23 protein-coding genes are annotated in these 24,486 nt (G+C 59.5%); 8 read left to right on the plus strand and 15 right to left on the minus strand.

The genetic code is table 11. The annotated features are described in order from the left end of the window. Positions 1-342 precede the first annotated feature (342 nt). Positions 343-1,068, plus strand: coding sequence for a hypothetical protein (locus tag BLO80_RS20115; protein ID WP_092333859.1), 726 nt, complete (start codon positions 343-345; stop codon positions 1,066-1,068). Positions 1,069-1,339: 271 nt separating this feature from the next. After that, entirely contained in the window at positions 1,340-2,128 is a 789-nt protein-coding gene (locus BLO80_RS20120; protein ID WP_092333861.1) for an SDR family NAD(P)-dependent oxidoreductase, read from the plus strand. 115 nt (positions 2,129-2,243) lie between these two features. Here the strand turns inward: BLO80_RS20120 and BLO80_RS20125 are convergent, their stop codons facing one another. From BLO80_RS20125 to BLO80_RS20140, 4 genes are all read right to left on the minus strand, one after another. Further along, the gene (locus BLO80_RS20125; RefSeq protein ID WP_092340967.1) at positions 2,244-2,612 is read right to left on the minus strand and encodes a hypothetical protein; all 369 of its coding nucleotides are present in this window, start codon (positions 2,610-2,612) and stop codon (positions 2,244-2,246) included. Positions 2,613-2,643: 31 nt separating this feature from the next. Beyond that, positions 2,644-3,063 carry an organic hydroperoxide resistance protein gene (locus BLO80_RS20130; RefSeq protein ID WP_003196182.1) on the minus strand — a complete coding sequence of 140 codons (420 nt, stop codon included), beginning with the start codon at positions 3,061-3,063 and terminating at the stop codon, positions 2,644-2,646. Between the two features lie 389 nt (positions 3,064-3,452). Beyond that, positions 3,453-4,577 carry a GGDEF domain-containing protein gene (locus tag BLO80_RS20135; protein ID WP_092333481.1) on the minus strand — a complete coding sequence of 375 codons (1,125 nt, stop codon included), beginning with the start codon at positions 4,575-4,577 and terminating at the stop codon, positions 3,453-3,455. A 185-nt stretch (positions 4,578-4,762) separates the two neighbouring features. After that, entirely contained in the window at positions 4,763-5,326 is a 564-nt protein-coding gene (locus BLO80_RS20140; protein WP_092333479.1) for a TetR/AcrR family transcriptional regulator, read from the minus strand. Between the two features lie 150 nt (positions 5,327-5,476). Here BLO80_RS20140 and BLO80_RS20145 point away from each other — a divergent pair, with 150 nt between their 5' ends. Then, positions 5,477-6,172, plus strand: a complete 696-nt coding sequence (locus tag BLO80_RS20145) for a glutathione S-transferase (RefSeq protein ID WP_092333477.1) — start codon at positions 5,477-5,479, stop codon at positions 6,170-6,172. 224 nt (positions 6,173-6,396) lie between these two features. Here BLO80_RS20145 and BLO80_RS20150 read toward each other — a convergent pair whose 3' ends face one another. Then, complete coding sequence (locus BLO80_RS20150; protein WP_092333475.1) at positions 6,397-6,771, minus strand: lysozyme inhibitor LprI family protein; 375 nt, start codon at positions 6,769-6,771, stop codon at positions 6,397-6,399. Positions 6,772-7,458: 687 nt separating this feature from the next. Here BLO80_RS20150 and BLO80_RS20155 point away from each other — a divergent pair. After that, positions 7,459-7,818: a DUF6124 family protein gene (locus tag BLO80_RS20155; RefSeq protein WP_092333473.1), complete on the plus strand. Its 360-nt coding sequence runs from the start codon at positions 7,459-7,461 to the stop codon at positions 7,816-7,818. Between the two features lie 93 nt (positions 7,819-7,911). Here the strand turns inward: BLO80_RS20155 and BLO80_RS20160 are convergent, their stop codons facing one another. The 4 genes from BLO80_RS20160 to BLO80_RS20175 all read right to left on the minus strand — a co-directional run bounded on the left by BLO80_RS20160 (position 7,912) and on the right by BLO80_RS20175 (position 11,534). Next, positions 7,912-8,751, minus strand: coding sequence for a DUF3800 domain-containing protein (locus BLO80_RS20160; protein ID WP_092333471.1), 840 nt, complete (start codon positions 8,749-8,751; stop codon positions 7,912-7,914). A gap of 248 nt (positions 8,752-8,999) precedes the next feature. Further along, complete coding sequence (locus BLO80_RS20165) at positions 9,000-9,773, minus strand: MetQ/NlpA family ABC transporter substrate-binding protein (RefSeq protein WP_092333469.1); 774 nt, start codon at positions 9,771-9,773, stop codon at positions 9,000-9,002. A 79-nt stretch (positions 9,774-9,852) separates the two neighbouring features. Beyond that, positions 9,853-10,527, minus strand: coding sequence for a methionine ABC transporter permease (locus BLO80_RS20170; RefSeq protein ID WP_003196204.1), 675 nt, complete (start codon positions 10,525-10,527; stop codon positions 9,853-9,855). After that, entirely contained in the window at positions 10,527-11,534 is a 1,008-nt protein-coding gene (locus BLO80_RS20175; RefSeq protein ID WP_092333467.1) for a methionine ABC transporter ATP-binding protein, read from the minus strand. The genes BLO80_RS20170 and BLO80_RS20175 overlap by 1 nt, the downstream gene beginning before the upstream one ends. Positions 11,535-11,945: 411 nt before the next feature. On the opposite strand from BLO80_RS20175, the gene BLO80_RS20180 reads away from it, so the two are divergent. After that, positions 11,946-13,832, plus strand: a complete 1,887-nt coding sequence (locus tag BLO80_RS20180; protein WP_139197066.1) for a ricin-type beta-trefoil lectin domain protein — start codon at positions 11,946-11,948, stop codon at positions 13,830-13,832. Positions 13,833-14,034: 202 nt separating this feature from the next. Beyond that, entirely contained in the window at positions 14,035-16,173 is a 2,139-nt protein-coding gene (gene katE, locus BLO80_RS20185; protein WP_092333463.1) for a catalase HPII, read from the plus strand. 133 nt (positions 16,174-16,306) lie between these two features. Here the strand turns inward: katE and BLO80_RS20190 are convergent, their stop codons facing one another. From BLO80_RS20190 to zur, 4 genes are read right to left on the minus strand one after another with little or no spacing between them, the layout of a single operon-like run. Next, positions 16,307-17,020 carry a PA5502 family lipoprotein gene (locus BLO80_RS20190; RefSeq protein ID WP_092333461.1) on the minus strand — a complete coding sequence of 238 codons (714 nt, stop codon included), beginning with the start codon at positions 17,018-17,020 and terminating at the stop codon, positions 16,307-16,309. Positions 17,021-17,057: 37 nt separating this feature from the next. After that, positions 17,058-17,846 (minus strand): zinc ABC transporter permease subunit ZnuB, encoded by a 789-nt coding sequence (gene znuB / locus BLO80_RS20195; RefSeq protein WP_092200121.1) that lies wholly within the window; start codon positions 17,844-17,846, stop codon positions 17,058-17,060. Continuing rightward, on the minus strand, positions 17,839-18,621 hold the full coding sequence (znuC, locus tag BLO80_RS20200; RefSeq protein WP_060739886.1) for a zinc ABC transporter ATP-binding protein ZnuC: 783 nt from the start codon (positions 18,619-18,621) through the stop codon (positions 17,839-17,841). Before znuC ends, znuB begins: the two co-directional genes overlap by 8 nt. Then, complete coding sequence (zur, locus tag BLO80_RS20205; protein WP_092200115.1) at positions 18,621-19,103, minus strand: zinc uptake transcriptional repressor Zur; 483 nt, start codon at positions 19,101-19,103, stop codon at positions 18,621-18,623. Before zur ends, znuC begins: the two co-directional genes overlap by 1 nt. A gap of 66 nt (positions 19,104-19,169) precedes the next feature. On the opposite strand from zur, the gene znuA reads away from it, so the two are divergent. After that, complete coding sequence (gene znuA / locus BLO80_RS20210; protein WP_092333459.1) at positions 19,170-20,099, plus strand: zinc ABC transporter substrate-binding protein ZnuA; 930 nt, start codon at positions 19,170-19,172, stop codon at positions 20,097-20,099. Between the two features lie 156 nt (positions 20,100-20,255). On the opposite strand, the gene BLO80_RS20215 is transcribed toward znuA, so the two are convergent. Together BLO80_RS20215 and BLO80_RS20220 are read right to left on the minus strand one after the other, a co-directional pair. Next, positions 20,256-21,206, minus strand: a complete 951-nt coding sequence (locus tag BLO80_RS20215) for a homoserine kinase (protein WP_092167876.1) — start codon at positions 21,204-21,206, stop codon at positions 20,256-20,258. Between the two features lie 60 nt (positions 21,207-21,266). Then, positions 21,267-21,554, minus strand: a complete 288-nt coding sequence (locus BLO80_RS20220; RefSeq protein ID WP_018602771.1) for a DUF2782 domain-containing protein — start codon at positions 21,552-21,554, stop codon at positions 21,267-21,269. 74 nt (positions 21,555-21,628) lie between these two features. On the opposite strand from BLO80_RS20220, the gene polA reads away from it, so the two are divergent. Next, positions 21,629-24,397: a DNA polymerase I gene (gene polA / locus BLO80_RS20225; RefSeq protein ID WP_092333457.1), complete on the plus strand. Its 2,769-nt coding sequence runs from the start codon at positions 21,629-21,631 to the stop codon at positions 24,395-24,397. The last annotated feature ends 89 nt before the right edge of the window (positions 24,398-24,486 follow it).

A 24,486-nucleotide genomic window follows, 5' to 3' on the forward strand; every position in this document is an offset into this window, starting at 1 on the left:
TGCTTCATATGAGTGGGGGTGCTTGGGATTTGTGGTGAATACGGGATCTGTGAGCACCCAAGTACCTATGTGGGAGCCGAGCTTGCTCGCGATGACGGCGGCACACTCAACTTCGATGCAAGCAGACCCACCGCTATCGCGAGCAAGCTCGCTCTCACCGTTTTTCCGGGCTGTTTACAGACATTGCGTCCATCATGAACCCCTGTGGGAGCGAGCTTGCTCGCGATAGCGCCCTAACAGTCGCCACATAACTAACTGACCTCACCCCACGCCATCTCCCTCCTAAAGCTCGGTCCACGGCAGTCGATAACCCGATGTATCCGCCAATCATGGACCGATGAAATGGAACTCTCCCTTAGCGCTGCCTCCATTGCACCCGCCAACACCCACCTCACCCGCTCCGATCAGAAGTTGGTCACTCATCCACCAACAGGCTCTGTAAAAGAACTGGTAAGCGCTGGCCCAGCGGCCATCTACCATCCCAGTGAAGAAATCCAGACCGCAGAGCAACCACTGGTGGCCATTACCACCTGGGTCGGTCGCTCCCAATCGCCAGATTTTCCTCGCTATGTCGCGATCACCGAGAGCGCAAAAAACACATTGAAAACCTCTTTCGAGGCATTCCAGTCACAGCTGTCGGCAACCCACCCGGATTTGGCCAGCAAGAAATACGGCTTCACCGTCGAGGCCGATGGCAAGCTGAAAGTGCTCAACACCGCCGGCCAACTCAGCACCTCGGAGACCCAGCGCCTCACCGATCTGCTCAATGAATCCAATGACTTGAAAGCCGCAGCCAGCGCCTTCCGCGACGCTTCCATCGACATGGTGGATGCTGACTCGCCCTGGTCTGGCAGCTACCTGGGTCGCTACAACCTGACCAAGGAAAACTTCGCCAGCACCATCGACCTGGCACCGCTGCTCAAGCGCTCTGGCTCGGTGCCGCCCCAGGAGTTTTCGGACGGGTTGTTCTTCAATCAACTGGCGCACAAAGGCGAACTGGCGACCGAAGAGACGGAGGCCGCGATGTTTGAACGGCGTGCTGCGCAGCGATTCAGCGCGCAGGCCTGAAAGCCGGGTCTACCGAATCGTGTGGCGAGGGAGCTTGCTCCCGCCGGGCTGCGCAGCAGCCCTTCTCCATGACCAGCTATGAGCTGGCGGTGTGGTCGGCTTCCTGATGGTTGATTGATCACGAGGAGGCGCAAAGCCTCAATCGTGTCCATGATTAAGGGCCTGCGATATCGGCGACGTGGGATGGCAAAGCCATCTCTAAATCCGTCGGACTACCACCCAGTCAGAAATATCGCACTTCCTCTGGTTCATTAATCAAGGAGTCTCCTTCATGAACATCGATTTCACCGGACGTCAGGTCCTTGTCACCGGGTCCACCAGCGGTATCGGTTTCGCGACCGCCAAAGGCTTTCTCGAAGCCGGCGCCCATGTAGTCATCAACGGTCGCAGCCAGAGCAGCGTGGACGACGCATTGCAGCGCCTGGGCGCCCTTGCTTCAAATGCCGTCGGTTTCGTTGGCGACCTGAGCAATGAATCAGGCTGCCAGGCACTGATCGCCAAGCACCCCAGCTTCGATATCGTCATCAACAACCTGGGCATTTTTAAACAGGAGGATTTCTTCGAAACACCGGACAGCGAATGGCAGCGCTTCTTCGAAACCAACGTGATGTCGGGCGTGCGGGTTTCCAGGGCCTACGCGCAAGGCATGGTCGAGCGCGGTTGGGGACGGATCGTGTTTATCTCGTCGGAATCGGGCGTGAACATTCCTGCCGACATGATCCACTACGGCTTCACCAAGACCGCCCAACTGTCCATCGCTCGCGGCCTGGCCAAGCGCCTCGCCGGCACGGGCGTGACGGTGAACTCGGTGTTGCCTGGGCCGACGCTTTCCGAAGGGGTTGCCCAGATGCTCCAAGCAGATGTGGAGCGCAGCGGGGAAAGCCTGGAAAAGGTGGCGGCAGATTTCGTCAATGAGCACCGTAGCACCTCGATCATCCAGCGCGCGGCGCGCGTCGAGGAGGTCGCCAACATGATCATCTACGCCAGCTCGGAGCAGGCCTCGGCCACCACGGGTGCGGCGTTGCGTGTTGATGGGGGTGTGGTGGATAGCATCGTTTAGAGGGCTATGACACGTTGCAAAAAAACGCCGCTTCCTCATGAGAGATAAGCGGCGTTTTTTGTTTTGGAAGCAACATGGGTTGATTCGACCGGCGTTGGAGTGGTGAAGGGATGGTTCAGCCCACTCTGTTTTCCATCAGTCGATCCGAGCCACCTTCGGCCACACGGTTTTCTATCAACCGATCCGAACCGCCTTCAGCTACGCGTTTTTCGATCAGTCGATCCGAGCCGCCTTCAGCTACGCGTTTTTCGATCAGTCGATCCGAGCCGCCTTCGGCTACGCGTTTTTCGATCAGTCGATCCGAGCCGCCTTCGGCTACACGGTTTTCGATCAGTCGATCCGAGCCGCCTTCGGCCACACGTTTTTCGATCAGTCGATCCGAGCCACCTTCAGCGAACGTGGGTTGAACAAAAGAAGTTGCGAACGCATTGCCGAGGGACAGTGCCAGAAGCGAGCCAACGAGAGTTTTGCGGAAAGTGTTCATGTCCTGATCCTTTTATTCGTATGTGAGTGAGTTAGACGGTGACGTGCAAACGGACGTCGACGTTGCCGCGTGTCGCGTTGGAGTACGGGCAGACCTGGTGAGCCGCGTCGACCAGCGCTTGGGCATCGGCTTGATCCAGGCCTGGCAGGTTGATGTGCAGGTCGATGTCCAGGCCGAAACCGCCAGGGATCTGGCCGATGCCAACGTGTGCGGTGATCGAAGCGTCGGCAGGAATGCTGCGTTTGCTCTGGCTGGCGACAAACTTCAGTGCGCCGATGAAACAGGCCGAGTAGCCGGCTGCGAACAGTTGCTCAGGGTTGGTGGCTTCACCACCGGCACCACCCAAGGCTTTTGGCGTGGCCAGTTTCACGTCGAGAATCTTGTCGCTGGAAACAGCACGGCCATCACGGCCACCGGTGGAGGTTGCGACTGCGGTGTAGAGAACGTTCATGGTGTTTCCTCTTGCTGAATGGGCTGATCGAGTTCGGGCTTGGTATGCGCTAAATATTTGTGCGCTAACCAGTTGAGACAAAATTAACGCTCAAATACTTTGCGCGCAAGATAAATTTTCAAAAAATTATCACTTTTGAATTAACCAGTTGATCTAAAAAGGAATTTATTTTCGGGGCCGCGCAGTATCACCCGCCGCGAGGTGAGCCAAGGAGAAGGAGGTGCCAGGGGTCAGTGCCTGCGTAGTTGCAGGCCTTTGAAGAGAGGGCGTTCAGGGTTTCTCGATCGTTCCCACGCTCCCGCTTGGGAACGTCGCCAGGGACGCCCAGCGTTCCGCTTCTGGAATGTGATGCAGCGTGGGGGTGGTCTAATGATGCAAAGCCAACCCGACTAAGCAACAGCCACTCGATTGCGCCCCAACGCCTTCGCCCGATACAGGGCCTTATCCGCATCGTTCATCAAGCTATGAAGATCCTTATTGCAGGCCTCCGTCGACGCGACGCCAAGGCTGGCGGTTATGCAGTGAACAGGCTCGATCATCAAACCCGCAATCGTATCGATGAGCTGTTCCGCAATCTGGGTGGCGACCTCGATGGACGTGTCCGGAAGCAGAATGGCGAACTCTTCCCCACCCAGCCGGCCGTGAATGTCCGTCGCCCGAAACGATGCACTGATGACCATCCCCATCTCGCGTAAAACCTGATCCCCGACCTGATGGCCGTAGGTGTCGTTGATGTGCTTGAAGTGATCCATGTCCAACATGACGGCGCACAACCCCAACCGGTTGGTCTTGCATTCGTCATAAAGCCGCTGGGCATGCTCGAAAAAAGCCCGCCGACTCTTCAGGCCGGTCAGTTCATCGGTTTGTGCGGCACGGGTTGAAATGCTGTTCGCCTGTTCCATTTCACGGGTGAGTCGAAAAGCGGTTTCCAATGCTTGGGACATTTTGCTCGTAGCGCGGGCAGCAAATGCGGTGAACACCACGATCGACAATGCCATGCCAACTTGAATCGGAGACGGTTGAAACAGCAGCCAGGCGGTGCACGGCAACAGAACCAGGCCAATGGAGACGAGTGTCATATTGCGGTAAGCGGAGTAGCAAGACACCGCGCTGACGGACATCCCGACAGTAAAGAGCATGACCAATGCCTGCGACAAAAGATCGTCTGCCGGCATGACCGCTAACGCGCCTGCGCCCCAGATGCTGGCGGACAGCACGAGCGTGATCCAGTATTTGCGCTCCCAGCGTTCAGGTGTGCGTTCACTTTCGTCGCTGCGAACATAGGCAACAAACAGCGCGATGCGCAACAGCGTCGATCCGGTCAGCAGGGCCAGCCACCAAAAGATGACGCCGTGTTCAAAACGATCCCAGCACAGCCAACTCAGCATGACGGCAGCGAGATAACTGCCAAATACCGCAGACACGGATTGGCGAAACAGTTGCTGCAATCGGTCAGTTCGTACCTGCTTGGCTATGAAAAGCGCCTGGTCATTCCGTGATCTTGGGCCATGCATGTGATCCACCTGATCGTGACGCAACGAAAGCGGCGATTGTGGCACCCTGCCACCAATGCAAACAACTGAATTACACCTACGGCTCCGATTGAACCAATACCCGTGGCGAGGGCGCTTGCTCCCGCTGGACTGCGAAGCAGCCGCAACCATTCCTACAGCCAAACGGCATCATCTGTTTTACAGGATCAGGCTGGAATCAATCCTGCTTCCCGGTAGCTCAAAATCAGATCATCGAACAGGCTGACATCCGCCCGAGTCCGCGCGATTAACTGAGCACCCGCGACAGCGGTGTAAATGGCGCGGGCTCGGCGTTCACATTCTTCTGCGCTACCTGTTCCCGCATCTGCCAGCACCTGGGCAAGCCACGCCACGTTAACGTCCGCAAAAGCCCTGACCTCTCGCGACACTTCATCGGGAAGGTCTTCGTATTCGGCTGCCATGAAGCTGGACAGACAAAGCCTGTTACCGTCCTCGAGCGACTTTCGAAAAATGGAGGAGTACAGCCGCACGCACATCTTCGGATCGGTATTGGCGGCGCGTATCTCTTCGAGCATGCGCAGCGCATCCTGCCAGTAGCGTTCAGCAACCGCCGCAGCCAGGCCTGCCTTGCTCGGAAAGTGGTAGTAAATGCTGGCGTTCTTGATGCCTACCTGGTCGGCAATGCTACGGAAATTGATTCCGCTGTAACCGTGCAGTTGGGCAGCGGCTTTCGCTGCCGCCAAGATAGCTTCTCGAGCATTTTCGTTCACGTTGCAGCCTCGTTTCGAGATTCGACTCACTCAGGTAACCGCGATTCTACGCGCAGATTGGTTTGCCTGCCAATTGTCAGGTAGGGGGTTGACAGCGCTAAATCGGCGGTTCAATCTTTACCTACCAATTGACAGGCAGGTACTCGAATCATGACTTCTTCACCACAGCGCGTTGATGTTCCCACTGTTCCTACGATGAAAATCTACGATTGGTTCAACGGCCCCTACCCCGCCCGAGTGCGCATTGCGCTGGCGGAAAAAGGATTGCTGTCGAACATCGAATTCGTAGCGGTGAATCTCTGGGCCGGTGAGCACAAGAAACCCGAGTTCCTGGCCATCAATTACTCCGGGACACTGCCCGTGCTGGAGCTGGACGATGGAACGCGGATCGCGGAGTGCACGGCGATCACCCAGTACCTGGATAGCCTGGACGGTCATCCGACGCTGACGGGGGAAACGCCTGTTGAGAAAGGCATCATCCATATGATGACCAAACGTGCCGAGATTGAGTTTCTCGACGCCGTCAGCGTGTACTTCCACCATGCCACGCCGGGCCTCGGCCCCGATGTCGAGCTGTACCAGAATGCCGAGTGGGGCGCCCGGATGCGCGATAAGGCGATCAGGGGCATGCGCTATTTCGACAATCTTCTCAAAGACCGGCCCTTTGTGGCGGGCGACAAATTTTCGATGGCCGACATTGCGGTACTGGGCGGCATGATCTTCGCCTCGCTGGTGCAACTCCCCGTGCCTGAAGAGTGCGTGGCGCTTCGAGCATGGCACGCCAGGATGCAGGAGCGCTCCAGCGTCCAGACATGGCGTGCCATGGTCGAGCGTGGCGCTGCGTAGCACGGATAGTGACTAGCTAGCGCCCGGCATGAAAAAGGGACAAGGGCTAATGCCAGTCAGTTAAGGATCAAACGACACAAAACCTGTGGGAGCAAAGCTTGCTCGCGATTGGGGTGAGCCAGTCGACAGCGCGTTGACTGGTCCGCCGCCATCGCGAGCAAGCTTTGCTCCCACGGATTTGGGCTTGGCATTAGGGCAAGCCCGACGTGCTCATTGCTTACGGGTTACTCGACTTGCGACAGCTTGGCATCGTCGCAACCGGCAGCACGGCACTCGCGCTCGACAGCTTTGAGTATGACGATACGCGCCTCGGTCTTCTCATTGGCACAGTCCAGGTAGAGCAGGCCATCGTTGGAGCAGGCGCTGTCACGATTTTTGATCCACTGGATTTGAGCGGCTTTCACTTTTTTCTTTTGATCCGGGTTCAGGGCACTCATGGTCTTCTTGTATTGATCATTGATTTCCTGATCCGACTGAACCATTTTCAGCGACGCGCAATAGGTTCTGTCATAGGCGTTTCTAGGGTTATCGCAACTCATCGCGGATGCCGATGCTGATGCCATTGCCAGCAATGTCCCAACCAACAAAGACTTGATCACTTACTTCTCTCCCTGAATGCCCTCTATTGATTAGAGGTCGCGGCGGGGAATTTATCATGAGGGTTGTTGAACAATGAAGTAGATCCTATGGTTCATTCGGCCCGGACAATGGGCGAATCCTGACAGGGTTCGGGAGCAAGCGATTGCTAAAAAAGGCAGCATCGATCCCGCCGATGCGATTGCCCCCACTTCCTCTATCCCCCAATCCCCGTGGCGAGGGAGCTTGCTCCCGCTGGGCTGCGCAGCAGCCCCAAACCAGCCAAACACATTCCTACAGACCAACCCCACCAGCCACGCCGCCCATTCGCAAGCACCCCTCTATCCCCGAACTACAGGGAATAAACGTCACCTGTTTATCCTCCAACCCCAACCCTTCCACCAGGCTACCCAACCTTGCGCCTTTGCCTACAACTACGCCAGAATCCGCCCGCTTGTGCGCCTTGTCCCCGGGTTCTATCGTTTCCCTGCCACTGCCCATCAGTGGTCGGGTTTAGTAGCTCGGTTAGTCATCTACGGTTGCATGAGTGTCATCCAGTCAGGCGTTCGCCTGCACTTGATGGTGGCTGTGCGCAAGGCGCCTTCGGGCGCGCCGGGTTTGGTGACTTTACCGGTCTACTAACTTGCGCACAGCTGCCTCCTTTTCGTTTAGTAGCGAGATGGTGCGGCCCTACTAGAAGGAAAGTCCCAATGTTCAAACCGACTCCGAATCCGCCAGAGGCGGATCAGACTTCCCGGTACACAAAGTCCCAGGCCAAAAAGCACGACGAAGCCACCAATCGCGCCTTGGATTACTACCTGCTACCAAAACCGGAAAAATCAGAGGATGCGTCCCAACCGGGCCAGCTCTTCACCGTCGCCAAAAACGCTGACAACGAATCCCTCCTCGTCAACCTCAGCGAAACCCTGGCGGCAGCCGACGCGATGGTCAGCAACCTGGCCTTCGACTTGGAAGGACCTCGCCGTCATATTGCTCTCGGTATCCAGCAATTGATCGAATTGAGTTCATTGTTGGCGAATCGGGTGTTGGATAACGTTGATCCGCGATAGCGGGTAAGCATCCTCTTAAAAAGCAAACCCGGCATCCGTGTCGGGTTTGCTTTATTTGTGCTTGTTTCAAGGGAACAACAATCATGAGGGGCATTAGTTGCCTGCGAGGGCACCAGTTGCGTCGGGTATGGCCTCTCCGGCCCGCTCGGCGGGTACCTCAGCGGTCTTCTGATGTTCTAGGCCGCTGCTGGGCATTGTGACTTTGGCGATACGATCTGAAAAATACTTGTCGAACGGTTCCAATTCCGGATATTCATCAGGTGCAACCAACAAGGCTGTCAGGCGCCCGATAAGGCCGCAGATCCAGTCGGCGCACTGGATGGTTTGGAACAAGTGGCTTTCGGCCTGAATTGGCGGCTCAATGAGTGCCCTACATTTCTGCGAGGCATCCTCAAACATGGCCAGCGTGCAGACCTCCACGTTAGTTTCTCGCCATTCGTTTCCGCAGCGTTGTTCATCGAGCATCAACATGAAGGTTGAGCCGCTCTGTACGCAGAATCGGTCTATTTTGCGCACTGCCTGCAGAAGCTGCCGTTTGAACGTCTCAGTGGAATCATGGGCATCAGGGTCAGTGGTCTTGTGCTCCCCCGTGTAGAACACGTGGCCGCCGATTTTTTCAATGTGGCTGAGGAGGCGGAACGTGGAGCGCCGGAGCTGCTCGTACTTGGTGACGTTCCGGAGGGCGTAGAGCTGAGAGCCCTTTTTCTCCCACTGATATGCTGGCAGATTCTTGGGATTATCGTTCGCGAGATCGAATGCTAGGAGATGGCATTTGAGCTTGTAGAAATAGATTGCGAACTCGCGGATTTCGGTAGCCGGAAGGATCAGGCCAGCAAATCCGAAAGCGGGATGGGTTTTGTACCTTGGATGGTGACGTGAGACGTACTGGCCGACGTGCCCGAATTCGTCCAGGTACGCGACGTAATGCGCCATAGTGACTGGATTCCTTGTCAGAGAAACACGAAAGCCCGCAGAGATTTCTCTCAAGCGGGCCTCGGAAGGTAGGCACGAGAGTCACACCCTCATGCGTTGGGGCAATTATTATTGCGGAACAATCGCTATGTCAATCACGTTGATGGATGCCCATGATCTTGAGGGCCTTTCCTTAACGCCGCATACTTCCGAGCAAAAAAACGGGCCTACATTCCCACGCAGCCCCGTTTTTTCACCACCTAATCAGCTCAAAATGCCGGCAAAACCGCGCCTTTGTATTTCTCAAGAATAAAAGCCTTCACTTCCGGCGTATGCAGCGCCGCAACCAACTTCTTCATCGCCTCACTGTCCTTGTCATCCTCACGGGCAACCAGAATATTCACATACGGCGAGTCGTTACCTTCGATAACCAGCGCATCCTTGGAAGGATCAAGCTTCGCCTCCAACGCATAGTTGGTATTGATCAACGCCAGATCCACCTGGGTCAGCACCCGCGGAATGGTCGCGGCTTCCAGCTCACGGAATTTCAGATCCTTGGTGTTTTCGGTGATGTCTTTGGTGGTCGACAGGATATTGGTGGGATCTTTCAGCTTGATCACCCCAGCCTTCGCCAGCAGCAATAACGCACGGCCGCCGTTGGTGGCGTCGTTCGGGATCACCACGTTGGCGCCGCCTGGGAGTTCGTCGAGCTTCTTGTACTTGCTGGAGTACGCGCCCAGGGGCTCCAGGTGCACACCGGCCACGCTCACCAGGTTTGTGCCCTTGGCCTTGTTGAACTCATCCAGGTACGGCTGGTGCTGGAAGAAGTTGGCGTCCAGGCGCTTTTCTGCGACCTGTACGTTCGGCTGGATGTAGTCGGTGAAGACTTTGACCTTCAGGTCGACGCCTTCTTTGGCCAGGGCCGGTTTGACGAATTCGAGGATTTCCGCGTGCGGCACCGGCGTTGCGGCGACGGTCAGGGTGTCGGCGGCGTGGGCGGAAAACGCTGCGGCGGCAGCGAAGGCAACCAGTAGTTTCTTCATTCAGCTAACTCCTTGTGAGGCGCCTGCTCTCGGCGCCTGCCAGCGAATGGCCGGCTCATGGTTTATTGGCCGCAAGGCCTTATTTTCTAGAAAAATGCACAACCAATTTGTCGCCCACGGTTTGCAGCACCTGGACCAGCACCAGCAGCAACACCACCGTGACCACCATCACATCGGTCTGGAAACGCTGGTAGCCGAAGCGGATCGCCAGGTCGCCCAAGCCACCGGCGCCGACCACACCGGCCATGGCCGTGTAGGACACCAGCGTAATCGCTGTCACCGTAATCGCGGCAAAGATGCCTGGACGGGCTTCCGGCAGCAAGGCGTTGACGATGATCTGCCGCGTGGTGGCGCCCATGGCCTGGGTCGCTTCGATGATGCCCCGGTCGACTTCGCGCAGGGCCGTTTCCACCAGGCGGGCGAAGAACGGTGTCGCGCCGACCACCAGCGGTGGGATCGCGCCGGCCACGCCCAGGGAGGTGCCGGTGATCAATACCGTGAACGGGATCATCACGATCAACAGGATGATGAACGGTAGCGAACGCAGGATGTTCACGATCAGCGACAGCAGTGCATACACACCGCGGGCCTCGAGCAACTGGCGCGGGCTGCAGAGGAACAGCAACACGCCCAGGGGCAAGCCGAGCAGCACGGTGAACAGCAGCGAACCGAACAACATCAGGAAGGTGTCGCCGGTGGCCAGCCAGATTTCCAGCCAGTCGATGTTGGAGAAGAACGAACTCAACAGTTCCATTAGCGCAGCACCTCCATGTGGACATCGGCCGCGGTGAAGCGGGCGAACGCCGCCTCCATGTCACCGCCGGTGATGGCGAGGGTCAGTTGCCCGTAGGGGGTGTCTTTGATGCGGTCGATGCGACCGGCCAGGATGCTGTAGTCCACACCGGTTTCCCGGGCGACGGTGCCGAGCAGTGGCGCGTAGGTCGCGTCGCCCTGGAACGTCAGACGCACGATGCGCCCGGGCACGTGGGCGAAGTCGTCGCGCTGTTCGCTTTCGTCGATCTGCTCGTCTTCCTGGACAAAACGCTTGGTGGTCGGATGCTTGGGGTGCAGGAACACCTCGGCCACCGGGCCCTGCTCGACGATCACGCCGGCGTCCATCACCGCCACTTGATCGCAAACGCGGCGGATCACGTCCATTTCATGGGTGATCAGCACGATGGTCAGCTTCAGCTCGCGGTTGATTTCCGCCAGCAGTTGCAGGACCGAGGCGGTGGTCTGCGGGTCGAGGGCGCTGGTGGCCTCGTCGCACAGCAGGATCTTGGGTTTGGTCGCCAGGGCGCGGGCGATGCCGACGCGCTGCTTCTGGCCGCCGGACAGTTGCGCCGGGTACTTCTTGGCGTGGTCGGACAAACCGACGCGGGCGAGCAACTCGGCGACGCGCTGGTCGATTTCGCTGCGGGACAATTCGCCCGCCAGCGTCAGCGGCAGCGCCACGTTGTCGGCCACGGTCTTGGACGCCAGCAGGTTGAAGTGCTGGAAGATCATCCCGACCTGTTGACGGAAACGCCGCAGGCCGCTGGCGTCCAGGGCGGTGACTTCTTCGCCGTCGACGATGATCTTGCCGCCGCTGGAGTCTTCCAGGCGATTGATCAGGCGCAGCAGGGTACTTTTTCCTGCACCGGAATGGCCAATCAGGCCAAAGACCTGACCGTTCTCGATCGTCAGACTGGTCGGGTGCAGAGCGGGGATATCCTTACCGGCGACCCGGTAGGTTTTATGGACGTTTTGAAACTCGATCACGTAGCGAACCTTGTGGGGCGCGTTGGAAAAGGGGCAGCGGTTAGCCGGGGGCGCATTTTAGCCTGTCTGTATAGAGGTCATTAGCATTTATTTCGCAATCTGGCTGCCATTTGGCAATAACGCGATTGAAGGTCAGCAAGCCTGGCTATCAGTCGTTGGGCACCCATCCGCGCCACTGCCGGGGCCGCGCGCCATGTAGCAGTCGCCGCCTGACAGGCAAAGGATCGTTCATCCATCCTGCCCAAGAGTATTTAAAGTTAGCTGTTAAATATATACACATACTCGGTTTCATTTCGAATAGTACTTCCAGTTGTCCATGGTTAAGTGTCTGGTAAGTTACTGATTGCCGTCCGCCGCAGCGTAGTAAAACCGGCCTAGCAGCGGCGGGGAAACATTTAAAAGGAGTTTAATGTGAAAAAGCATAACGCTATTTTTGCAGGACTGTTTACATTGAGCGTAATGGCCAATGCAGTGGCTGCAAGTTCGACAAACTCGGACACTTTAATGATATTCGGGAAACTTCCCGATGTGCAGATGACCCTGCCCCAATACCAGGCCCTGTCCGTCGCGGCAATGCCTGAGGAAGAATTCAAGGCGCGACTTGCCGACAACAGATTTCCTTCCCTGGCCTATCTGGATATCGCCGCAGTGAAGGAGGATGAGGCAGCCATCGAGAAAGCAACGGCGATTTTCCGCTCGGGGAAACCGGTGCTGTTGAAGATGGGTTACCAGGCGACGGAGCTTGCGAAAACAGTAAGCAACATATTCGGAATCTCCGGCGCATTCGACTATGCCTTGTTTCACCGGGTGAGCAATTCGGAGATCAATGTCTATCGCCTGGAAGGTTATCAGGATGAAGCCGTCTTGGAAGCGGTGCGGTTGCTGATCACGGAACTGCAGGCACAGGGCTGGTCCCCCCGGGAGGAAGGCGATTTCATTGGCCTGCCAAAACTGACCTACAACATCAATCTTCAAAGCCCGAACCAGGCAATGACTTCCGTGGTGAATATCGATGTCATCAGGAGCGCAGAGCGAAGCCAGGACAAGAAGTTCGTGTCCATCAAAACATCGCCAACGACAACGCGCTCCACAAAAAATGGCATCACCATCGGTGGATTCGGGCCGGGGGGCAGTGGCGCTAATCTGTGGGGCGCGTACCTGCCGCATGCATACCGGTTCACTCACCAACTGACCGCCCAACAGGTTGTTCCGGTGTTGGTCAATTCGGCGCCAGCCAGCGATTCGAGGACGGATTTCAATTACAGCGAGACGAAAACCAATGGCTTTTCCATTGGCGGAACATTGGGTAGCGAGTTTGGCGGAACGAAAGCCGAAAACATCACCTATGCCGCTAAATCACCGTTCAATGTGAATTTCGGCCTGAGTTATTCACATTCCAAGACCATGAGTTACGCATTCCAGGACTACTCGTTGATCGCATCGCAGAACGGTTCGAAGTTGACGTGGAACGCACCCATAGATCCCAAGTTGAAGGCTGTATTGGTCGACAGGCTCACTGCCGGCATGCCTATTTTATCCGAGGCGCGAATGACGCCAATGATGCGCTCGGCATCGCTTGAGTCTTATACCTTGTGGGAGTTGCCTGGCAATTATACCGGTGCGGCAACAGTGAGCATTGGAGGCGGCTATGATTTGAATCGGCGTGAGTGGTGGTGGGATCGGACTCAGGTCAAGTCCCTTCATGTCACCGATGTCTACAATGCCACCCAGCATTACACGCTGGACTTGAATAGTCCCTTCCTGACACGCGAGATGACCGTGCTGATTCGCTCCGCCGATGGCGTCGGCAAATGCATGTCTGAAAATGCCAACTCAAGTGTTTCTCTTGAATCCTGTGCGGCCTCGAACGCCAATCAGCTGTGGGGCCTGGATTCGGAGAACCGGTACGTCAATCGGGCGTCGAACCGGTGCCTGAGCGTGCGCGAAACGGATGGCGCCCTGATCACCGATCGCTGCGCCCTGGATAACCGGCAGCAGTGGGAGTGGCAAGCGGATCGGATTCATTCGCTGTACAACCGCGACTGGCGCCTTTATGCCAATAACAGCCGGCTGAAAGTCATTCCGGACGGCTCCATGCACTTCCAGGACACGCCCAAGAACGTGTTCAACCCGCTGAACATTCCTTGGGCCAGCTATCCACGGGCACCGTCCATCCATGATGTGATGCCCAACCACCTGGGCCCGTCGCCTCAGATCAGCCCGGAATGGGTCGACCGCTATCGAGGCGTGGATACGCGCCAGAGGTGGAGAATCGAGATTCTGCGCGATGGCATCTGACCGCTGAAGTTCCGCCAACCCGACGGTGAGGCACGTCATCGCTGGGTTGGCGCTGGCCTGAAAATCCGGGCGCATTTCCGAGGGAACGGCTTGCACCCTCATCAGTCACTACATAAGCCACTTCCAACGCCTGGATGCCACCGCCCGGCGAGCCCGTCTGGAGGGCTCAGCCTGGAAAGGACCGAAATGAGGAGCTTATCTGATGAGTATCAACAAGCCACCGGCCAACAAGAGCCAACTGGCCGGGACCGACACCCTGGATCGCGGCAACACCAACGCCAAGCTCGAAAGCCTGGAACAGTTCCGTTCCGATGCCACCGAACAGGCGTTGCGCACCAACCAGGGCGTGAAGATCGCCGATAACCAGAACACCCTGCGCGTCGGCCCCCGTGGGCCCTCGCTGCTGGAAGACTTCATCATGCGTGAAAAAATCACGCACTTTGACCATGAGCGTATCCCGGAACGCATCGTGCACGCCCGCGGGACCGGTGCCCATGGCTACTTCCAGAGCTATGAAGCGCATTCGGCGCTGACCAAGGCTGGTTTCCTACAGGACCCGAGCAAGAAAACCCCCGTGTTCGTGCGCTTTTCCACCGTGCAAGGTCCGCGGGGTTCCGGCGACACCGTGCGGGACGTGCGCGGCTTCGCGGTGAAGTTCTTCACCGACGAAGGCAACTTCGACCTGGTGGGCAACAACATGCCGGTGTTTTTCATTCAGGACGCGGTGAAGTTTCCGGACTTTGTCCACGCGGTAAAACCCGAGCCCCATAACGAAATTCCTACAGGCGGCTCGGCCCACGATACGTTCTGGGATTTTGTCTCGCTGGTGCCGGAATCGGCTCATATGGTGATCTGGGCGATGTCTGACCGGGCCATTCCAAAAAGCCTACGCACCATGCAGGGTTTTGGGGTGCACACCTTCCGCATGATCAACGCCGAAGGCAAAAGCAGCTTCGTCAAATTCCACTGGCGCCCTACAGCCGGGACGTGTTCATTGGTGTGGGACGAAGCCCAGAAGTTGGCGGGTAAAGATACCGATTACCACCGTCGCGATCTCTGGGAGTCGATCGAGATGGGCGACTACCCGGAATGGGAGTTCGGCGTGCAGATCGTTGCCGAGGAAGACGAGCATAAGTTCGACTTCGACCTGCTCGACCCGACCAAGATCATCCCTGAAGAGCTGGTGCCCATTACTCCCCTGGGCAAGATGGTGCTCAACCGTAACCCGGACAACTTCTTCGCCGAAGTCGAGCAGGTTGCGTTCTGCCCCGGGCATATCGTGCCGGGCATCGACTTTTCCAACGACCCATTGCTGCAAGGTCGGCTTTTTTCCTACACCGATACGCAGATCAGCCGACTCGGCGGGCCGAATTTTCATGAGCTGCCGATCAACCGGGCCATCACGCCTGTGCACAACGGTCAACGGGATGCCATGCACCGCACCACCATCGACAAGGGGCGCGCGTCCTACGAGCCGAACTCCATCGATGGCGGCTGGCCGAAGGAAACCCCGCCCGGCCCGGAAGATGGCGGCTTCGAAAGTTATCCAGAGCGTATCGACGCCTACAAGATCCGCCAACGCAGCGATTCGTTCGCCGACCATTTCTCCCAGGCGCGGTTGTTCTACAAGAGCATGAGCCCCCACGAAAAAGAGCACATCATTGCTGCCTACAGCTTTGAGTTGGGCAAGGTGGAGCGGGAGTTCATCCGGGCGCGGCAGGTCAATGAGATTCTCGCCAACATCGACTTGGAACTGGCTGGGCGGGTAGCGAAAAACCTCGGCTTGCCAGCTCCGACCGCGGGTACTGTCGATGTTCCGACGCCATCGTTGGAGGAGTCCCCGGCCTTGAGCCAGGCGAACCTGCTGTCCGGCGACATCAAGACGCGCAAAGTGGCGGTGTTGGTGGCCAACGGTGTCGATGGGGCGATCATCGATGCCCTCAAGCAGGCCCTGGAGGCCGAGGGCGCCCATGCCAAAGTGCTGGGGCCGACCTCGGCACCGGTCACCACGGCCGATGGGCAGGAACTGGCGGTGGATGCGTCCATGGAAGGGTTGCCGTCGATTGCCTTCGACGCGGTGTTCGTACCGGGTGGCGCGGAATCGATCAAGGCCTTGAGCGGCGATGGTGTGGCGTTGCATTACCTGCTGGAAGCCTACAAGCACCTGAAGGCCATCGCGCTGAATGGCGAAGCGCGGCAGTTACTGGTGTTGTTGAAACTGGAGGCGGATGCGGGGCTGATTCCTGACGCGGATGCTGGCAAGTTCCAGGCGTTCTTCGATGCGATTGCCCAGCATCGGGTGTGGGCGCGGGAACCTAAAGCGAAGGCGATTCCGGCTTGATGGGTGTCTGAAAGAGATTTGTTGCTGAGTAAGACGCTATCGCGAGCAAGCTCGCTCCCACATTGGATCTAGGGTGATCACAGTTTAGTGATCGACACTGACTACTGTGGGAGCGAGCTTGCTCGCGATGCTTTTAGGGGGTGCGCGGAGTCAGCACGACTTGCGCCGGCACACTGCGCACAATCTTCTTCTGCAATTTCAGATCAAACCCGGGATCAAGCTTCTTGACCCGCTTGGTCAGCAACGTCGCCAACCACGGATAATCATCGGTGCGCGGCGCCTGGATGCTGACGTCGCACTGGTAATTCACCACATCCGCGGCAATGGCATCCAGTTGCCGACGCATTTGCTGTATATCGGCGAGGTTGAGCGCAACCGTGGTGCTGGGGGCGCTCGGGTCGATCACTTTGGCGACCGGTTTGGCTTCGGCGGCCTTGAGGTCGGCCTCGGCTTTGTCCAGGTCGGCCTTGCGGGCTTCGGCAATGGCGCTGTTGACCTCGCCGGTGAGGGCCGGGGCCTTGGGCATCAACGCCCGGGCACGGCTCAGGGCGGTGGCTGCGGCGTTTACGTCGCCTTTTTGCAAGTCGATCTGGCTGCGGCGCAAATACGCCTCGGCCAATTGCCGCTGGTAGGGTTCCAGCGACCGGTCTTCGGGCGACTGGGCTTGCAAGGCGGCCAACTGGTCTTCAGCGGTGGCCAGCTCATTGCTGGCCAGGCTTTGCTCGAGCTGCGCGATGGCCGGGCCCCGCGTATCGGGAGCCTGGGTGACCGGCGGTGTACTCTGGCAAGCGCCCAGCAGCAGGGAAAATGCGACAAGGAGCAGATAACGGGAGGCGAACGGCTTCATTCCTGCGACTCTCTATTTGCGCAAAAAGCGAGCAAGTCTACACCCCTCGACGAGGCAGGACAAAACTCAGCAGAAACAACGCAGCGGCGCTGACCACGATCGACGGGCCGGCCGGGGTGTCCTTGAACCAGGAAAGTGCCAAGCCGCCACACACCGCGAGCATGCCCAGCACGCTCGCGCCGAGCGCCATCTGCTCGGGCGAGCGGGCGTGACGCTGTGCCGCAGCCGCCGGAATGATCAGCAATGACGTAATCAGCAACACACCGACGATTTTCATCGCCACGGCGATGACCACCGCAATCAGCAGCATCAACGCCAGTCGCAAACCCAGCACAGGCAAGCCTTCGACCCGGGCCAGCTCTTCGTGCACGGTGACGGCCAGCAATGGCCGCCAGAGCGCCACCAGCAACAGCAGCACCGCCGCGCTACCGCCCAGGATCCACGACAGGTCCGTCGGACTGATCGCCAGCAGGTCGCCGAACAGATAGGCCATCAGGTCGATGCGCACGTCATGCATGAAGCTCAGCACCACCAGCCCGAGGGACAAGGTGCTCGGCGCGAGAATGCCCAACAACGTGTCGGACGCCAGCGGCTGGCGATGTTGCAGGGTCACCAGGACCACCGCCAGCAACAGGCAACCGACGGTCACCGCTACCGCCGGGCTGACATCCAGCAGAAACCCCAAGGCCACGCCGAGCAATGCGGCGTGGGACAAGGTGTCGCCGAAATAGGCCATGCGCCGCCAGACCACGAACGAACCCAGGGGGCCGGCGACCAAGGCGAGTGCCAGGCCTGCGAGCAGGGCGTACAACAGAAAATCAGCCATGCTTGCAGCCATCTCCATGAACATGATTGGAAGCGGAAGGGGCGCTGACCACCGAGCCATGCAGGTCATGGGCGTGGTCATGGTGGTGGTGATAAATCGCCAGGCTTTGTGCGTTTTTTCCGAACAGCTCGACAAAGGCCGGATCGCCGCTGACCTGCTCGGGATGCCCGGAACAGCAGACGTGGCGGTTGAGGCAGACCACCTGGTCGGTGGTGCTCATCACCAGGTGCAGGTCGTGGGACACCATCAGCACGCCGCAGCCATGGCGGTCGCGCAGGCGCGTGATCAGGCTGTACAGCTCGGCCTGCCCCGCCACATCGACCCCTTGCACCGGCTCGTCGAGCACCAACAATTCAGGCTCGCGCAGCAGGGCGCGGGCCAGCAGCACGCGTTGCATCTCGCCCCCGGAAACACTTTGCACCGGGCTGTCGATCACCTGTTCGGCGCCGACTTCGTTGAGCGCGGCCAAGGCCCGTGCGCGGTCCACGCCAGGCACCAGGCGCAGGAAGCGCAGCACGGACAGCGGCAGCGTCGGATCGACGTGAAGTTTCTGCGGCATGTAGCCGACGCGCAACCTGGGCTTGCGCCAGACGCTGCCGCTGTCGGGCTTGAGCAAACCCAACACGGCGCGCACCAGGGTGGTCTTGCCAGCGCCGTTGGGGCCGATCAGGGTGACGATCTGCCCCGGCTCGACGCTCAGATGAATGTTGTCCAGCACGTTCTGCCCGGCGAACGTCACGGCCACCTGCTCGAGGCGGATCAACGCATTGCTCATCAGGCCCCCTGACAGCCGGAGCAGAGACCGACCACCTCGACGGTCTGGGTGTCGACCACGAAGCCGACGTCCTTGGCGCTGGCGATGATGGCATCGCTGATGGACTTCTGTTCCAGCTCGATGGCGGCGTGGCATTCGCGGCAGATCAGGAACTGGCCCTGGTGGGCGTGCTCCGGATGGTTGCAGCCGACGAAGGCGTTCAGCGACGAAATGCGATGCACCAAGCCGTTTTCCAAGAGGAAATCCAGCGCCCGATAGACCGTCGGCGGCGCGGCACGGCGACCGTCCTGCTCGCTGAGCACGGCGAGGATGTCGTAGGCGCCCAGCGGCTTGTGGCTTTGCCAGACCAATTCCAGCACGCGCCGCCGCAGGGCGGTCAGGCGCAACCCTTGGCGCGCGCAGATGGCGTCGGCCTCGGACAGCGCGGTGTGCACGCAGTGGGAGTGATCGTGGGGACGACTGGCAAGGGGCGTAATAGGCATGGGCAGCGACGAGTTTAGTGAGAGACGTTATTATGTTACCCGTTCTCGCCTCTTCGAGTGGTCATCGTGTCCCGATTTTTTTCGCTCTTTGTCGCTTTTATCGCAAGTTTTCTACTGATTGGCCCGGCCCAGGCCGAGGTCAAGGTCCTCACCAGCATCAAGCCGTTGCAGTTGATTGCCGCCGCCGTGCAGGACGGCGTGGCCGTTCCGGAAGTGTTGCTGCCGCCAGGGGCTTCGCCGCATCACTATGCGTTGCGGCCATCGGACGTGCGCAAGGTGCAGTCGGTGGACTTGCTGTACTGGATTGGGCCGGACATGGAAGGTTTCCTGCCGCGCGTGTTGAACGGTCGTACGCTGCCGTCGGTCGCGGTGCAGGCGCTGCCGGGGCTCAAGTTGCGTCACTTCGCCCAGGACAGCGCGTCCCACGAGGACGATGACCATGACGGCGATGAGCACGATCACGACCACCGCCCCGGCACCGTGGACGCCCACCTGTGGCTATCGCCGCACAATGCGCGGGTGATCGCCGCGAAAATGGCCGCTGACCTGAGCGCGGCGGATCCGGCGAATGCGGCTCGCTACCAGAGCAATCTCACGGGTTTCAACCAGCGTCTCGATGCCTTGGACGCGCGCCTCAAGACGCGTCTGGCCGGGGTCGCGGGCAAACCGTATTTCGTGTTCCACGAAGCGTTCGACTATTTCGAAGACAACTACGGCCTCAAGCACGCCGGGGTGTTCGCCGTGGCCGCCGAAGTCCAGCCCGGCGCCCAGCACGTGGCGGCGATGCGCACGCGCTTGCAAGCGGTGGGCAAGACCTGCGTCTTCAGCGAACCGCCGTTGCGACCGCGCCTGGCCGAAACCCTGGTGGCCGGGTTGCCGGTGAAACTGGCGGAGCTGGATGCACTGGGTGGCTATACCCCGGCGACGGCGCAAGGGTATGAGCAGTTGTTGGAGAAGTTGGGGAATGATCTGGCGGGGTGCCTGGAGTCGCTGTGACCCCGGCACGTCTCTCCTGCCGAACATGGATCCTGTGGCGAGGGAGCTTGCTCCCGCTGGGGTGCGGAGCAGCCCCAAGATCTTGCGGTCGCTGCGCAACCGAGCGGGAGCAAGCTCCCTCGCCACAAAAGCATTTAGCTTCGCGCTTGCCTGCTGTTACAGGGCGAACGGCAACAACGCGTGAACCGTCTGCCGCTGCGCCAAGCGCTGCTGGAACTCCATCGGATCGTGAATCAACACATCCTGTCCGGCGAACGACTCGGCGGCGATCAACCGCGACAGCCAGAACCGCACGCACGCCACGCGCAGCATGGTTGGCCATAGCTGGGCCTCGGCGGCGGTGAATGGCCGCAGCGCCGCATAGGCACCCAGTAAAGCTCGCGCCCGCGGGCCATCGAGCACACCGTTGTCATCCGAGCACCAGTCATTCAAGGCGATGGCGACGTCATACAGCATCGGCCCGGAGCAGGCGTTGTAGAAGTCGATCAAGCCGGTCAGGTGCGTGCCTTCGAACATCGCATTGTCGCGGAACAGATCGGCATGGATGTTGGCGCGCGGCAGCGCCAGGATGCCAACCTTCTGCTGCGCGATTTCATCCAGCGCCGTTTCGAGCAGCCGACGCGGCTCAGCGTCGAGGTGCGAGAGCAGCTTGGCGCCCTCCTCCTGCATCCAGTCCAGGCCGCGATCGGTCTTGCGCTTGATCATGTTGTCGCGGGTCGCCAAGTGCAGATGCGCCAGCAACTCCCCGACCTGGGCGCAGTGCTGGGCGTTGGCCTGCTTGATGTGCTTGCCCGCCAGGCGCGGTTGCAACAGCGCCGGCTTGCCCGCCAGCTCCCGCAGCGCGACGCCGTCGGTGGTGCGCAAGGCGTAAGGCACCGGCAGGTCGGCGTCATGCAGCACGTCCAGCAGTTCGATGAAGAACGGCATTTCCTGCACCGGGCCGCGCTCGACCAGGGTCAGGACGAACTCGCCCTGCTCCAGGCTGATGAAGAAATTGGTGTTTTCGCTGCCGGCGGCGATCCCCTGGAAATCAAGCAGGCGGCCAAGCCCATAAGGGGCGAGAAAGGTTTCCAGCTCGGGCCGAGCCAGGGGCGTGAACACAGACATGGTTAAAAACTGCCAGTACGGGCGCCCTTCAGCGGGCGCCGGTTGAAGTGCAGAGCGGTATTACCACTCAAAGATTTTCCACGACGGAATCAGCATATCCGGCTGATCCGAACGGATGAAGTTTGCATCGGTACCGTCGGCCCGCACCAGGAAATAAGGCTTGCCGTTCTTGGGCGTGACCTTGATCGCGTACAGAAATCCGTTTTGCCGGTACTCCTGAATGGTTTTATCGCCTTCGGTGCGGATGGTGACATCCGGGTCCGCCGAGGGGGCGTCGTCGGCCGCCATGACGGCCAACGGGGTGATTGCAAACAAGCCAGCCAGTAACAGGCGATTTAGTGTACGCATGATAACCTTGTCCCTTTGTCGTCAACGGTCCCGCTATTCTAGCCCCGGACCCGCCGAAAAGGTTGATCCTGCTCATGAGCCAAGCCCCCCTCGTCCTGGTGGACGGTTCTTCTTATCTGTACCGCGCCTTCCACGCGCTGCCACCGCTGACCACGTCCAAAGGCCTGCCGACCGGTGCGGTCAAAGGCGTGTTGAACATGCTCAAGAGTCTGCGCAAGCAGTATCCGGACAGTCCGTTCGCCGTGGTGTTCGACGCCAAGGGTGGGACATTTCGCGATGCGCTGTACGCCGAATACAAGGCCAACCGCCCGAGCATGCCCGACGACATGCGCGTACAGATCGAGCCGCTGCATGCCAGCGTCAAGGCCCTGGGCTTCCCGCTGCTGTGCGTGGACAACGTCGAAGCCGATGACGTGATCGGCACCCTGGCCCGCAGCAGCGCCGCGGCCGACCGCCCGGTGGTGATCTCCACCGGCGACAAGGACATGGCGCAGTTGGTCGACGGGCACATTACCTTGGTCAATACCATGACCGGTAGCGCCCTGGACGTGGCTGGCGTGAAGGAGAAGTTTGGCGTCGCTCCAGAGCAGATCATCGATTACCTGGCGCTGATGGGCGATTCATCCGACAACATCCCGGGCGTTCCGGGCATCGGACCGAAGACCGCTTCCGGCCTGCTGGTGGGCGTCAATGGCGGCCTGACCGAGCTCTACGCGCAACTGGACATTGTTGCCACCTTGCCGATCCGTGGCGCCAAGACCCTGGCCGCCAAGCTTGAAGAGCACAAGGAAATGGCGTTTCTTTCCTACGAGCTGGCGACCATCAAGACCGACGTGCCGTTGGACATCGGCCTTGACGACCTGCAAATGGGCGCACCCGATCACGAGAAGCTGGCCGAGCTGTACACGCTGCTGGAGTTCAAGAGCTGGTTCGAGGAAAACCAGCGGGACGCCAAGCGTGCCGGCCAGGAGATCGTCGAAGTGGCTGAAGAACAGCCCGGCGCCGCCGAGGCCAGGTACGAGGTCATTCTCGAGCAGGCGCGCTTCGAGGCGTGGCTGGCGAAACTGGACAAAGCGCCGCTGTTCGCTTTTGTCACCGAAACCAACGGCGGTGATGCCCAGCATTCGCAACTGGTCGGCCTGTCGTTCGCCGTGGCCCCTTTCGAGGCGGCCTACATCCCGCTGACCCACTCCTACATGGGCGTGCCGGAGCAACTGGACCGCGACACGGTGCTCACGGCGCTCAAACCGCTGTTGGAAAACCCGAACAAGCTCAAGATCGGCCAGCACGCCAAGTTCGAAACCAACATCCTGGCCAACTGCGCCATCGGTGGCGACCAGAACAATGGCATCCTGGTCCAGGGCATCGCCTTCGACACCATGCTCGAATCCTACGTGCTGGACTCCACCGCGACCCGCCACGACATGGACAGTCTGGCGCTCAAGTACCTGGGCCAGAGCAAGACCGATTTCCAGGACATCGCTGGCAAAGGGGTCAAGCAACTGACCTTCGACCAGATCTCCCTGGAACTGGCCGGCCCTTACGCCGCCGAAGACGCCGACGTGACCTTCCGCCTGCACCAGGCCTTGCAGGAAAAGCTGGCCGCCACGCCAAGCCTGGCCCCGGTGCTCAACGACATCGAAATGCCGCTGATGCCGGTCCTGGCCCGCATCGAGCGCCAGGGGGCATTGGTCGATGCCAACCTGCTGGGCGTGCAAAGTGTCGAGCTGGGGGAAAAACTGGTGGCACTGGAGCGTGAGGCGTTTGCCATCGCCGGCGAGGAATTCAACCTGGGTTCGCCGAAGCAATTGGGCGTGATCCTGTACGAAAAGCTCGGCTTGCCGGTGCTCAGCAAAACCGCCAAGGGCCAGGCGTCCACCGCCGAAGCGGTGCTCGCCGAGCTGGCGGAGCAGGATTATCCGCTGCCCAAGGTGCTGATGCAGTACCGCTCCCTGAGCAAGCTCAAGAGCACCTACACCGATCGCCTGCCGGAACAGATCAACAGCCGCACCGGCCGCGTCCACACCAATTACCAGCAGGCCGTCGCCGCGACCGGGCGCCTGTCATCCATCGACCCGAACCTGCAGAACATTCCGATTCGCACGGCCGAAGGCCGACGCATCCGCCAGGCGTTCGTCGCGCCGAAAGGCTACAAGCTGCTGGCGGCGGACTATTCGCAAATCGAACTGCGGATCATGGCGCACCTGGCCAAGGACGAAGGGTTGCTCCATGCGTTCCGTAATGACCTGGACGTGCACCGGGCCACGGCCGCCGAGGTGTTCAGCGTCGACTTGGACGCAGTTACCCATGACCAACGCCGCAGCGCCAAGGCGATCAACTTCGGTTTGATCTACGGCATGAGCGCGTTCGGCCTGGCCAAGCAGATCGGCGTCGATCGCAAGCAGTCCCAGGCCTACATCGACCGCTACTTCACTCGCTACCCAGGTGTGCTGGCGTACATGGAACGCACCCGCGCCCAGGCGGCCGAGCAAGGTTTTGTCGAAACCATTTTCGGTCGCCGGTTGTACCTGCCGGACATCAACGCGAAAAACCCGGCCCTGCGCAAAGGCGCCGAGCGCACCGCCATCAACGCGCCGATGCAGGGCACGGCGGCCGACATCATCAAGAAAGCCATGGTCGCCGTGGACCGCTGGCTGACGGCGTCCGGGCTGGATGCGAAGGTCATCCTGCAGGTCCACGACGAACTGGTGCTGGAAGTGCGTGAAGACCTGGTCGATCAGGTGCGCGAAGAAATCCGCCAGCACATGAGCACCGCCGCCACGCTGGACGTGCCGCTGTTGGTGGAAGTGGGCGTGGGCAATAACTGGGATGAGGCGCACTGATTCCCAAGCCCTGAGGTCGAGGGCTCTTTTGGCGGCGGATACCGCTGCGGGGAATGAAAGATGGTCATCGCGAGCAAGCTCGCTCCCAC

This window comes from Pseudomonas sp. NFACC56-3 (assembly GCF_900100025.1).
In the GTDB taxonomy this organism is placed as follows: domain Bacteria; phylum Pseudomonadota; class Gammaproteobacteria; order Pseudomonadales; family Pseudomonadaceae; genus Aquipseudomonas; species Aquipseudomonas fluorescens_AA.

Excerpts from the sequence above, each read along its gene's own strand:
- BLO80_RS20155 (WP_092333473.1), top strand. The coding sequence starts at position 7,459 with ATGTTCAAACCGACTCCGAATCCGCCAGAGGCGGATCAGACTTCCCGG.
- zur (WP_092200115.1), bottom strand. The coding sequence starts at position 19,103 with ATGCCTATTACGCCCCTTGCCAGTCGTCCCCACGATCACTCCCACTGC.
- BLO80_RS20160 (WP_092333471.1), bottom strand. The coding sequence starts at position 8,751 with ATGGCGCATTACGTCGCGTACCTGGACGAATTCGGGCACGTCGGCCAG.
- polA (WP_092333457.1), top strand. The coding sequence starts at position 21,629 with ATGAGCCAAGCCCCCCTCGTCCTGGTGGACGGTTCTTCTTATCTGTAC.
- znuC (WP_060739886.1), bottom strand. The coding sequence starts at position 18,621 with ATGAGCAATGCGTTGATCCGCCTCGAGCAGGTGGCCGTGACGTTCGCC.
- BLO80_RS20190 (WP_092333461.1), bottom strand. The coding sequence starts at position 17,020 with ATGAAGCCGTTCGCCTCCCGTTATCTGCTCCTTGTCGCATTTTCCCTG.
- BLO80_RS20125 (WP_092340967.1), bottom strand. The coding sequence starts at position 2,612 with ATGAACACTTTCCGCAAAACTCTCGTTGGCTCGCTTCTGGCACTGTCC.
- BLO80_RS20130 (WP_003196182.1), bottom strand. The coding sequence starts at position 3,063 with ATGAACGTTCTCTACACCGCAGTCGCAACCTCCACCGGTGGCCGTGAT.
- katE (WP_092333463.1), top strand. The coding sequence starts at position 14,035 with ATGAGTATCAACAAGCCACCGGCCAACAAGAGCCAACTGGCCGGGACC.
- BLO80_RS20220 (WP_018602771.1), bottom strand. The coding sequence starts at position 21,554 with ATGCGTACACTAAATCGCCTGTTACTGGCTGGCTTGTTTGCAATCACC.
- BLO80_RS20165 (WP_092333469.1), bottom strand. The coding sequence starts at position 9,773 with ATGAAGAAACTACTGGTTGCCTTCGCTGCCGCCGCAGCGTTTTCCGCC.
- BLO80_RS20170 (WP_003196204.1), bottom strand. The coding sequence starts at position 10,527 with ATGGAACTGTTGAGTTCGTTCTTCTCCAACATCGACTGGCTGGAAATC.
- BLO80_RS20215 (WP_092167876.1), bottom strand. The coding sequence starts at position 21,206 with ATGTCTGTGTTCACGCCCCTGGCTCGGCCCGAGCTGGAAACCTTTCTC.
- BLO80_RS20115 (WP_092333859.1), top strand. The coding sequence starts at position 343 with ATGGAACTCTCCCTTAGCGCTGCCTCCATTGCACCCGCCAACACCCAC.
- BLO80_RS20135 (WP_092333481.1), bottom strand. The coding sequence starts at position 4,577 with ATGCATGGCCCAAGATCACGGAATGACCAGGCGCTTTTCATAGCCAAG.
- BLO80_RS20145 (WP_092333477.1), top strand. The coding sequence starts at position 5,477 with ATGACTTCTTCACCACAGCGCGTTGATGTTCCCACTGTTCCTACGATG.
- znuB (WP_092200121.1), bottom strand. The coding sequence starts at position 17,846 with ATGGCTGATTTTCTGTTGTACGCCCTGCTCGCAGGCCTGGCACTCGCC.
- BLO80_RS20120 (WP_092333861.1), top strand. The coding sequence starts at position 1,340 with ATGAACATCGATTTCACCGGACGTCAGGTCCTTGTCACCGGGTCCACC.